This window comes from Pseudomonas sp. 29 (assembly GCF_002754355.1).
Classification (GTDB): domain Bacteria; phylum Pseudomonadota; class Gammaproteobacteria; order Pseudomonadales; family Pseudomonadaceae; genus Aquipseudomonas; species Aquipseudomonas neuropathica.
Map to the genome: position 1 here is coordinate 187,342 of NZ_PEEY01000001.1, position 12,757 is coordinate 200,098.

Sequence of the window (12,757 nt, forward strand, 5' to 3'; positions counted from 1 at the left end):
TCAGGAAACCACTTGGCCGGCCGGCACTTTCAGGCCGTCATGCCACCACGCCGCGAGACTGAAAACGTTGGGCGCCTTGAGAATCGTGAAGTGGTTGCCCGGCCCGTACCACACCGCCAGATCCGTCACCTGACGTTGCCAGCCTTCGACCATCGCCGCTTGCTCACGCTGATTGCCCCACGCATCCAGCGTCGGGTCATCGACCAGCGCCAGCCGCACCGGCCCGGTGTAGGCCAACTGCGGTTGATAGACCGTGCGCAAGGCTGTGGCGAAGGTGCGGACCGGGCCGTGCATGGCCTGCGCTGACGAACGCGCAGACAACACACCGGCGCGCACCATGCCCTCGTGCAACAGGCGCATTTGCGTGGTGTCGTCAGCCTCGGCGAACGCCAGCGGGTCGATGCCCAACGACTTGCCGCTGGACAGTTGCAGCGTCTCGATCAAGCGTTCCAGTGCGGCAGTCGTGGTGTACGGCTTGCCCGCCGTACCGTTGCCGCCGGGCGATTCGCTGTCGATCAGGGTCAATGACGCCACCTCACGCCCCGCCGCCTGCAACTGCGCGGCCATGGCATGCGCGACCCAGCCGCCGAAGGAATGGCCGATCAGGTGCACCGCACCTTGCGGATACAACTGCTCGACCGCTTGCAGATAGCACTTCGCTGCCGCTTCAACCTGGCTGTGCGGCACGCCGCTGCCATCGAGCCCGCGCGGTTGCAGGCCGATGATCGGCCACTCCGGGCCCAAGGCCTCGGTCAGGTGAATGAACCCGGTGACACTGTCGCCCGCCCCCGGCACGCAGAAGATCGGCGCATGCCCGGCGTGCCCGCTCTGAATGGTCAACAGCGGCTGATAGGCCTCTGGCTCCGGAACCTGCGCAGCGGCCATAGCCTGACTCAAGGCCTGACCGAGCGCCTGAATATCCGGAGCTTTCATCATGCTGCGGTGATCACCCGGGACATCGATGCAGCGCAGCAAACCTGTACTGATCTTGTTTTCCCAACCACGGGTCGGACTCGGCTGCGCCTGCCCCGGCATCAGTGCCTGAGCGCGGAACAAGTGCACCGGCTGACTGGCCGGGCTGACCCGGTAATGCGCCAGCGCCAGGCCATGAGCGGCCTCACGATCAAAGTAACTCCAGGCATCCGCTGCACTCAGTGCGGCCAGTTCCGGGTCAGGCAATTGCTGTTCGCAGCAGCGCTGGAACAGCTCATCGAACGCAATGCGTTCGACTTCAGCCTTCAGCCGCTCGACCTCAGCCAACGCCGGCAGCCCTTCTGCACCGCGCATCTGCGAACGCGCGCGGCAGTGCTCCAGCAACTGATGCTTGTCGCGATGCGCGCCGCTCCAGCGGGTTTTATCCTGACTGGCCGGATGCGGCGCGTAAGTATCGAGCAGGCCGACAAACGCCACCGTCTCATCGAGACCCAGCAACTGCTGAGCGATTTCATACGCCAGCAAGCCACCAAACGACCACCCGGCCAGACGATACGGCCCATGCGGTTGTACCGCCCGGATAATCCCGACCATCCGCGTGGCCATGCACTCAAGCGTGCGCAGCTGCGGCTGCCCCAACGGCACACCGGGCAAACCGTAAATCGCAAACTGCCCCTCGATGTGCATCGCCAATGCCGGAAAATACACCTCCCTGCCGCTGAACTCATGGATCAGGAACAGCGCATCGCCGCCCTCGCCCGGCCGCACCACAACCAGTCCTTCCGGCTGTTCGGGCGCGGCATGGCGTTGACTGAGCAGCGCGGCCAGCGACTCGACACTCGGACGCTGGAACAGCTCCGCCAGCGTCACCTGTTGCCCCGCACGCTGCAGCAGGTTGACCAGACGAATCGCCAGCAGCGAATGCCCGCCCAATTCGAAGAAGTTGTCGTGGCGTCCGACCTGCTCGACATTCAACACTTCACCCCAGACCCGCGCCAGCAAGGTTTCGAGTTCGCCTTGAGGTGCTTCGTAATGTCGGCTGAGTACCGCGTCGAGGCCCGGCGCCGGCAACGCCTGACGGTCGATCTTGCCGTTGGGACTCAAGGGCAGGACGTCGAGCGCAACAAACGCACCCGGCACCATGTACTCGGGTAACTGCTCAAGAATGAACGCGCGCAGCATGTCGATAGCCGGAGAAGCGCTGCCCTCGCGCACTGTGAAATACGCGACCAGACGCTCGTCGCGCATCAGCACGACCACCTCGTGCACACCCGGGTGCTGGATCAAACGCGCTTCGATTTCACCGAGTTCCAGGCGCAAGCCGTGCAGCTTGACCTGGAAGTCATTGCGCCCGAGGAATTCGAGGTTACCGTCCGCGCGGTACCGCACCAGATCGCCGGTGCGGTACAAGCGGTCCCCGGGCACAAACGGACTGTCGATAAAGCGCTCGGCCTGCATCTGTGGCAGTCCCATATACCCTCGCGCCACGCCGATGCCGCCGATGTGCAACTGGCCAATGACGCCGAGCGGTACCGCTTGGTCATGCGCATCAAGCACGTACAAACGGGTGTTACAGATGGCCTTGCCAATCGGTAATTCGGTGGATGGCACAGGCATGTGCGGTTCCAGTGTCCACGCGGTGCTGTCGACCGTGGCTTCGGTCGGGCCATACACGTTATGCAGGCGCACCCACGGCAGTTGCTGGCGCACTTCGCGGGCCAGGGCCGCCGTGAGTTCGCCGCCACCGCAGAACACATCGGTGAGGCTGGTGCATTCACTGACGTCTTGCAGCTCGAGAAATTGCTGCAACAGCGCCGGCACGAACTTGACCACCGTAACCCGCTGTTGACGAATCACTTGCGCCAGGTACGCCGGTTCCCGATGGCCGCCCGGCCGTGCCAGCACCAGACGCACACCGGCCGTCAGTGGCCAGAAGAATTCCCACACCGAACCATCGAAACTGAATGGGGCTTTCTGCAACAACGCGCCCTCTGGAGCTGGCGGGCAAATCTGCGAGCCCCAATGCACCAGATTGCACAAGCCACGATGTTCGAGCATCACGCCTTTGGGTGTGCCAGTCGAACCTGAGGTGTAGATCATGTACGCCAGATTCGAAGGACTCAGGCCTGGCACTTGCGGATCGTATTCTGACTGGTCGTGCCAGGTGCATTGGTCAAAGTCGATCAGCACTGCCCCAGCCTCGGCAAACAGCGATCGCGTGGCCGTCTGCACCAGCACCGCCACCGGCGCGCAATCCCTGAGCATAAAGTCCAGGCGCTCCGCAGGATAAGCCGGATCCAGCGGCACGTACGCGCCACCGGCCTTGAGAATGCCGAGCAGCCCCACCACCAGATCAAGCCCACGCTCGACGCACAGCGCCACCCGCGCATCCGGCCCGACGCCTTGCTCACGCAGGTGATGCGCGAGGCGGTTGGCACGGGCATTCAGCTCGCGATAGGTCAGGCTGTGTTCGCCCGACTGCACGGCGATGGCGTCCGGCTGACGCCGCACCTGTGCTTCGAACAGGCTCTGCACCGGTTGCTCGACCGGGCAATCAAGCGCCGTCGCGTTGAAGTCGCCGAGCAGGCGTTGCTGCTCATCCGCCGCAAGCAACTCGACTTGCGCCAACACCGCCTGGTCATCACTGACCAGCGCCGCCAGCAAGCGCTGGAAGTAACCGACAAAACGCTGCACGGTCGACTCATCGAACAGCGCGGTGGCGTAGCGCAGCGAGCCACGAACCCCGTGCTCGCTTTCGCCCAGGCTCAGCGACAGGTCGAACTTCACAAAGTGATTTTCCCCGGCCAGGCCTTCCAGCGTCAGCTCGCCGAGTGCCAGGGCTGGCGCCACGCTGCTGTCCCAGCTCAGCAAAGTCTGGAACAACGGTGTGTGGGAAAGGCTGCGCAGCGGTCGGGTGACTTCCACCACGTGTTCGAACGGCAGATCCTGATGCGCCTGCGCGGCCAGAGTCTGGGCCTTGACCCGCGCCAGCAGCGCTGCCCCCGTCAGATCACCCGAGGTATCGATGCGCAGCGCCAGGGTGTTGACGAACATGCCGATCAACCCTTCGATTTCGGCGCGGGTACGGTTGGCGACGGGCGAGCCGATGACCACATCGGACTGCCCGGACAGACGCGTAAGCAGCATCGCCCAAGCGCTCATGATCACCATGTACGGCGTCACGCTGTGGCGCTGACACAACGCCTTGAGACCGGCACTGGTCTGCGCGTCCAGTACGATCTCGACACTGCCGCCGCGGTGATCCTGTTGCGCCGGCCGTGGTCGGTCAGTCGGCAGGCTCAACAATGCCGGGGCGCCGGCCAGAGTCTGCTGCCAGTAATCACTCTGGCGCTGCAACACCTCGCCGCTCAGCCAGCGCCGTTGCCATACCGCGTAGTCGGTGTACTGCAAGGCCAGCGGTGGCAGCGGATCGTCCTCGCCACGGCTGAACGCCTGATACAGCGCCATCAATTCATGGGTCAGCACGCCCATCGACCAACCGTCGGAGATGATGTGGTGCATCGTCAGCAACAGCACATGGTGATCATCGGCCAGACGCACCAGCCGACCGCGAATCAACGGATCGTCCTGCAAGTTGAACGGCCCGCGCGCTTCAGCGTCGACCAAAGCACGCAAGGCCTCCTCGGTCTGCGGCTGTTGCCGCCAATCTTCCACAATCAGCGTCAGGCCACTGTCGTCCGGGGCAATCAACACCTGTGCTTCGTCATTCAATTGGGTGAACCGACTACGCAGGGTTTCGTGACGAGCGACGATTCGCGCCAATGCCCGTTGCAGTGCCACGGCGTCGAGTCGGCCACGCAGGTGCAAGCCCAGAGGAATGTTGTAGGCGGTGTTGCCGCCATCCATTTGCGCGAGGAACCACAAGCGTTGCTGGGCGAACGACAACGGCAGTGCCTGATCGCGCGGCGCCGGCAGAATCGGCGGCAAGCTGCTGCGTTCGGCCTGACTCAACACTTCGGCGACCGCCGCCAGTTCCGGGTTGGCAAACAGATCGGCCAGCGCCAGCTCCACGCCCAATTGCTGGCGCACCTGAGAGAGCATGCGCATGGCCAGCAATGAATGGCCGCCGAGCTCGAAGAAGTTGTCATAGCGACCGACCTGCCCGACCTGCAACACCTCGGCCCAGACCTGCGCCAGGCTTGCTTCCAGAGGATTGGCCGGTGCCTCGTAGGCCCGACTGAGCAGTGCCTCCTGCGTCGGTGCCGGCAGCGCCTTGCGATCGACCTTGCCGTTGTTGTTCAACGGCAATACATCGAGTTGCACCCACGCGGTGGGCACCATGTATTCCGGCAGTCGCGCGTGCATTTGCGCGTGCAGCTCAGCGCTGTCCAAGTGTTCATCGTGCGCCGTGTAGTACGCCACCAGACGCGGGGAGTCCTGTCCGTCGCGGCGCGCCAGCACCACCGCTTCCTTGATCCCCTGGCAATTCAGCAGGCGGTTTTCGATTTCTCCCAGTTCGATGCGGAAACCGCGAATCTTCACCTGATCGTCGTTACGCCCGATGCAATCGAGTTGCCCCGGCGCCAGCCAGCGCGCGAGGTCGCCGGTGCGATAAAGCAGCGCGCCCGGAGTATCGCTGAACGGATCGCGGAGGAACTTCTCGGCAGTCAGATCCGCCCGGTTCAGATACCCCAGCGCCACGCCCTGCCCACCGATATACAGCTCGCCGGTGACGCCCATCGGCACTGGCTGCTGATACGCATCAAGCACATAAACCTGCGTGTTAGCGATCGGCCCGCCAATCGGTACGCTCTCGGCGTTTTCTGCCACTTCGCGCACTTCAAAGGTTGTGGCGTAGGTGGTAGTTTCAGTCGGTCCGTAGCAATGCACGATGCGCAGTGTTGGCGCCTCGGCCAACATTCGACGAAACGCCGCCGGATCGCCACGCTCACCGCCGCACAGGAGGATGCGCAAACCTTTGAGCGCCTGCGGGATCAGTTGCACGTATTGATTGAACAGCGCGGTGGTGACGAACAGGATCGTTGCGCCACTGCTGCTCAGTTCACGGCCGAAAGCATGCGGATCGAGCAAGGTTTGATGGTCGATGATCACCACGCGACCGCCATTGAGCAGCGGCCCCCAGATGTCCATGGTGCTCGCATCGAACGCCGGGTTCGAGGCGAAGACCACACGATCCTGCGCATTGAAATCGGCGTAACCGTTGTTGAGCACCAAGCGGCCGATGCCCCGGTGCGGCACCATCACCCCTTTCGGCGTGCCGGTGGAACCGGAGGTGTACATGATGTACGCCAGCGACTCGGACGACTGCAGCAGGTTCGGGTTGTGCGTCGGCTGGCCGTTGAGGGTCAGCCTGTCGAGGTCGATACGCGGCGCGGCGTAGTCGATGACTTCGCCGCTCAAGGTCAACAACGCCACCGCGCGGCAATCCTCGACCATGAACGCCTGGCGCTCGCTCGGTGCATTGATGTCCAGCGGCACATAAGCGGCCGCGCATTTGGCAATGGCCAGTTGCGCGACCAGCAACTCCAGCGAACGCGGCAGCAGGATCGCCACGTGATCGCCCGGCTGCACGCCGTGCGCGATCAGGTGATGGGCCAGGCGGTTGGCTTGCGCGTTGAGTTCAAAGTAGCTCAGCGAATGCGCACCATGCACGGCCGCCACAGCTTTGGGATGCGCGGCTGCCTGCTGTTGGAAAACCCCGTGTACGGTCAGTGTTTGCGGGTAGCCTCGCGCCGTGGCGTTGAAGTCGTACAGCAAGCGCTGGCGCTCATCATTTGCCAGCAATGGCACACGTTCCAGCACCGTTTGATCATCGGCAATCATCGCTTCGAGCAGACGTTCGAAGTAGCCGATGTACCGCTTGATCGTCAGCGCATCGAACAGCGCCGTGGCGTAGTTCAGCGTGCCGCGAAGCACTCCGTTGACCTCGCCCAGTGTCAGCGTCAGGTCAAACTTGGCGACATTGCCGGTCCCGGCAACACCCTCCAGCGTCAGCTCGCCCAAGGCCAGTTGCGGGCCAACGCTGCCGTCCCAGCTTAACGTGGTCTGGAACAACGGGCTGTGCGCCAGGCTGCGCACCGGGCGGGCGATTTCCACCACTTGCTCGAACGGCAGATCCTGATGCGCCTGCGCTTCCAGTGTCCGCGCCTTGACCTGTGCCAGCAGCGCTTCGACGCTGGGCGCGCCCGAGGTGTCGATGCGCACGGCGAGCGTATTGACGAACATACCGATCAGGCCTTCGGTTTCAGCGCGGCTGCGGTTGGCCACCGGCGCGCCGATCACCACATCGGATTGCCCGGACAGCCGACTCATCAGCAACGCCCAGGCACTCATCAGGGTCATGAACAGGGTCGCGCCATGACGCTGGCTCAACGCTTTGAGGCCAGTACTCAGGCGCTCGTCCAGCAACACCTCGACGTTGCCGCCGGTGTAATCCTGCTGCGCCGGTCGCGGGCGATCGGTGGGCAGCGTCAACAAGGCCGGCGCACCGTCGAGGGTCTGCTGCCAATATTGGCTTTGCTGCTGCAGCACTTCACCGCTGAGCCAGCGCCGTTGCCACACGGCATAGTCGCCGTATTGCAAAGTCAGGACTGGCAACGGGTCAGGCTGTCCCTGGCTGAACGCCTGATACAACGCCATCAACTCGCCGGTCAGCACGCCCATCGACCAGCCGTCGGCAACGATGTGATGCACGGTCAACAGCAGCACATGATGATCGTCAGCCAGACGCACCAACCGTCCACGAATCAACGAATCGTTCTGCAAATCAAACGTTGTCGAGGCTTCCTGCGCCAGCAATATTTGCAAGGTGTGCTCGGCCTGCGGCTGTTGGCGCAGATCTTCTACGCGCAGCAGCCAACCGTTATCGACCGGGGCAATCGACACCTGCGCGCTGTCGTCGAGGCGGATGAAACGGCTGCGCAGGGTTTCGTGGCGGGCGACGATCCGCGCCAGCGCCGATTGCAGGGCATCGACGTCGAGGTGACCGCGCAGGCGCAAGCCGAGAGGAATGTTGTACGCCGAGTTGCCACCCGCCATTTGCGCGAGAAACCACAGGCGTTGTTGGGCGAAGGACATCGGCAGCGCCTGATCACGCGGTGCCGGCAAGATCTGCGGTAACGCGCTGCGCCCGGCGCGGTTCAATACTGCAGCGATTGCGCTCAATTGCGCATCGGCAAACAGATCACTCAGCGCCAGTTCGACGCCGAGGCGCTGACGGATCAGCGAGACCATGCGCATCGCCAACAGCGAATGACCGCCCAGTTCAAAGAAGTGGTCGTGACGGCCGACCTGCCCGACTTGCAGCACTTCGGTCCAGATCTGCGCCAGTGCTGTTTCCAGCTCGCCTTGCGGAGCCTCGTATTCGCGGGTCGGCAGCGCGGCCAGGTCCGGTTTCGGCAATGCCTTGCGGTCGACCTTGCCATTGGCGGTCAGCGGCAAAGCCTCGAGCCGGACAAACGCTGCCGGCACCATGTAGTCCGGCAACTGCGTCAGCAGATGCTCGCGCAACTCGCCCACTGCCAGTGGCTCGGCCCCCGCCTGTTCGGTGAAATAGGCCACCAGTCGCGGCTGGCCGGGTTGGTCCTCGCGGGCCAGCAACACCGCTTCGTTGATACCAGGGAGCTGATTGAGGCGAGTCTCGATTTCGCCCAATTCAATGCGCATGCCACGGATTTTCACCTGGTCGTCGTTACGCCCCAGGTAGTCGAGCGAGCCGTCTTCGCGCCAACGGGCAAGGTCACCGGTGCGGTACATGCGCGCATTCGGCAAGGGGCTGAACGGGTCGTGCAGAAAGCGCTCAGCGGTCAGATCGGCGCGGTTCAGATAACCCCGCGCCACGCCCGCGCCACCGACGTACAACTCGCCCATGGCGCCCATTGGCACTGGCCGTTGCTGCTCGTCGAGCAAATAAACCGCCGCATTCGCCACCGGTTTACCAATGTGCAACGCCGCGCCAACGTCGATACGCCCGGAAGTCGCGACCACGGTGGCCTCGGTCGGGCCGTAGTTGTTGATCACGGCGAAGCGCTGCTGACGGCTGAACTGGCGCAAGCGATCGCCACCGATCAGCAAGGTGCGCAAGGTCGGATGATCGAGGTTCTGGCTGAACGCATATTCGGCGACCGGTGTTGGCAAAAAGCTCACGTCCAGCGGCTGCGCACGCCACCAGTCGAGCAACCCATCGATGTCTTCAGCGCCGTCATGGGATGGGGCCAGGTGCAGGGTCGCGCCCGCGCACAGGGCCGGCCAGACTTCCCACGCCATCGCATCGAAACCGAATCCGGCAAGGCTTGAGGTGTGGCTGCCGGCGCGTAAATCGAACGCTTCACAGTGCCAGTCGACCAGATTGGACAACGTTTGATGTTCGACCATGACCCCTTTGGGCAGACCGGTCGAACCCGAGGTGTAGATCACGTACGCCAGATGCGTAGCGCTCAGGCCCGGCACTGCAGGGTTGTGCTGCGCCTGCGCCGGCCATGCGCACAGATCGACATCAATCACTGGCACGCTCAACAGCGGCAGTCTCTGGTGCAGATCGCTTTGCGTGAGCACCGCGACCGGTGCGCTGTCGCTCAGCAAATAACTGATCCGCTCGGCAGGATGCGCTGGATCGATCGGCACATAGCCGGCGCCGGCCTTGAGGATGGCGACCAGCCCGACCAATGTATCCAGGCCCCGGCGGGCGACGATGGCCACGCGGTCATCGGCTTTCACCCCGATGGCGATCAAGTGATGCGCCAAGGCATTGGCCTGGCGATTGAGCTGCAAGTAAGTCAGTGGCTGTCCGGCAAACACCGCTGCAATAGCCTGCGGACGCTCGGTGACCTGCGACTCGAAGCGCCGGGCAATCGTCAGCCCACGCGGGTAGTCAGCCTCGGTCGCATTGAAATCCACCAGCAACTGTTCGCGCTCATCTGCCGGCAGGATCGACAACCGGTCAAAGCCCACGTGCGGCGTGTGCTCCAGTGCCTCCAGCAACGTCATCAACGCTCCCTGCATGTACCCGCAGATACGCTGCGCATCAATGCCGGCCCCGGCCAATACCTTCAGGCGGAAGTCTTCACCGAGATCATCAACGCTGAGAGTCAGGCGATAGTTGGTGTGTTCCTCGGCAGCGAGCAATTGCATGCCGTGCCACGCCGCTTGCACCTCAGCGGATATCGGCCCGACCGGCACGCTGTGACGATAGTTGAGCAGCGTGCTGAACAGCGGCGTGCCCGCCGGCATGGCGCTGCATTGCTGCACCTGCGCCAGTTGTGCATGTTCATGGGCCAGCAACTGACTCAGGCGTTCGTGGGTCGCCAGTGCGGCGCCTTTGACGCTATGGGCGTTCAGCTCGATGCACAGCGGCAAGGTATTGATGAACACACCGAGTGCCCGCTCCGATCCTTCACCGCCCTGCAATCGCCCGAGCAACACCGTGCCAAACACCACGGCGTCGCGTCCGGACAATTGCCCCAGCACCTGCCCCCAGGCGAGGTGCATCAGGCTGGCGGCGCTGACCCCCAAACGCCGGGCCTGCTGACGGATGCTGTGGCTCAGCGCGTTTTCCAGGTCCAGTTGCGCCTCTTGTGCAGGGCCGTCGCTGGCCAGATTCTGCCCGTAAGGCAAGGTCGGCTCATCAACAGCGCCGAGCATCTCGCCGAAGAAACTGGCGTGCGCTTGCGCGGTCAGGCCGGAACGGGTGTGCGCCACGTAATTGCGGTACGGCACCGGTTCGCTCAGCAGCCCGTCGTTGCCCAGCAGAAACGCCTGCATCTCGTGCTGCAACACCTCCAGCGCCACGTGATCCATCACCAGGTGATGGAACAGCAGCAACGCCACCACGCGTTGATTGGCCTCATCGCGGCCGTGCACCACGCGCATCAGCGGCGCCTCGGTGACGGGCATACGGTAGTTATCGATGGTGAAGCGTCTGCGCAACTGGCTCAGCGCATCGCCCGCTTCGGCGTCTAGCGGCAAGGCCTCGCAGCCCAGCGAAGCCTGACGCCAGACCACTTGCACCGGCTCTTCCAGCCCCTCCCAGAACAGCGACGTGCGCAGAATGTCATGGCGTTCGATTACCCGTTGCAGGGCATCAGTGAACACTTGCAAACGCTGCTCGTCGGCGAAGGCAAACTGCGCCTGCAGCACATATGGATCGCCCTGCGCGGCCGACAGATGATGGAACAGGATGCCGGTTTGCAAAGGTGCCAGCGGGTAGATGTCCTGAACATTGCGCACACCGCCGGGGACGCTTGCAACGATACGGTCGATCGTCGCTTGGTCCAGCGCTACCAGCGGCAACAATTCGGGGGTGATGCGCGGGCAATCGGCCGCAATGAGGTTTGCCGGCACCGCCGCATCAGGTTCGCCGCCCACAGCCGCAGCGAGCGCGGCCAATGTCGGCTGGCCAAAGAGCACACGAATATCCGCCGACAGGCCGGCCCGACGCATGCGCGCAACCAGATTGACTGCCAGCAACGAGTGGCCGCCCAGTTCGAAGAAATGATCGAAGCGCCCGACCCGCTCGACCTTCAGCAACTCGGCCCAAATCCCGGCAATCACGGTTTCGACTTCACCGATCGGAGCTTCGTATTCCCGGCTCAGCAGCGCAGTCTGGTCGGGAGCCGGCAAGGCCTGGCGATCCAGTTTGCCGTTGGGGCTCAGTGGCAACGCCGGCAGATTCACAAACACGGCAGGCACCATGTAGGCCGGCAGATGCTTGAGCAATTGGCTGCGTAGCTGATCTGTTTCGACGAGTTCGCCGCTGTAGTACGCGACCAGACGCTGATCGCCCGGCACGTCTTCACGGGCCAGCACGGCCGCTTCGCGGACACCGTCGACCTGCGCCAGATGCGCCTGAATCTCGCCCAGTTCGATGCGTAAACCACGGATTTTGACCTGATCGTCATTACGCCCCAGGTACTCGATATTGCCATCGGCCAGATACCGTGCGACGTCACCCGTGCGGTACAAACGTGCGCCGGGCTGATCACTGAACGGATCGTCGAGGAAACGTTCGGCGCTCAGCTCAGGCCGATTCAGATAACCCCGCGCTACCTGCACGCCGCCGAGATACATCTCGCCGACCACACCCAATGGCGTCGGTTGTTGGTGAGTATCAAGGATGTACACGCGGGTGTTGCACAGCGGTTTGCCAATCGGTGGCGCGCCTTGCGGTACCGGCGAATTCGCCTCCAGCGTCCATACGGTGCTGTCGACGGTGGCTTCGGTCGGGCCATAAACGTTGTGCAGGCGTACCTGCGGCAGATGTTCGCGCACGCTGCGCACCAACGCGGCCGTCAGCGCACCGCCACCACAGAACACATCGGTAAGGCTGCTGCACTCGCCCACCTCTGCCACTTCAAGGAATTGCTGCAACAGCGCCGGCACAAACTGGACGACGTTGACCTGTTGCTCACGAATCAGCTGCACCAGCGCGGCCGGATCGCGGTGGTCGTCCGGGCCAGCGAGGATCAGACGCATGCCGCAGCTCAACGGCCAGAACAGCTCCCATACCGAGGCGTCGAAACTCAGCGGGGTTTTCTGCAACAGCGCGGCACCGGTAGAAAGCGGACACAGGCTGGCGCTCCAGTGCAGCAGATTGCCCAGGTTGCGGTGCTCGACCATCACGCCCTTCGGCGTGCCGGTGGAGCCGGAGGTGTAAATCACATAGGCCAGGTTCGCGGCGCTCAGGTCTGGCACCTGCGGATTGCTTTGCGCAAGGTCTTGCCAGGTGCACTGGTCGAAATCGACCAACACGCCGGCCCACTCGCCGATCAGCGCACGCGTCGGCGCATGCACCAGGACCGCCACTGGCGCGCTGTCCTCAAGCATGTAGGCCAGACGCTCAGCAGGA

1 protein-coding gene (cut by a window edge) is annotated in these 12,757 nt (G+C 63.5%); it reads right to left on the bottom strand.

Annotated features, from left to right (window positions below):
- Positions 1 to 12,757, bottom strand: the 3' portion of a protein-coding gene (locus CLU80_RS00860; protein WP_099756490.1) for a non-ribosomal peptide synthase/polyketide synthase. 5,087 nt of this gene lie beyond the right edge of the window; the window shows 12,757 of its 17,844 coding nt (coding positions 5,088–17,844); its start codon lies beyond the right edge, outside the window; its stop codon occupies positions 1 to 3.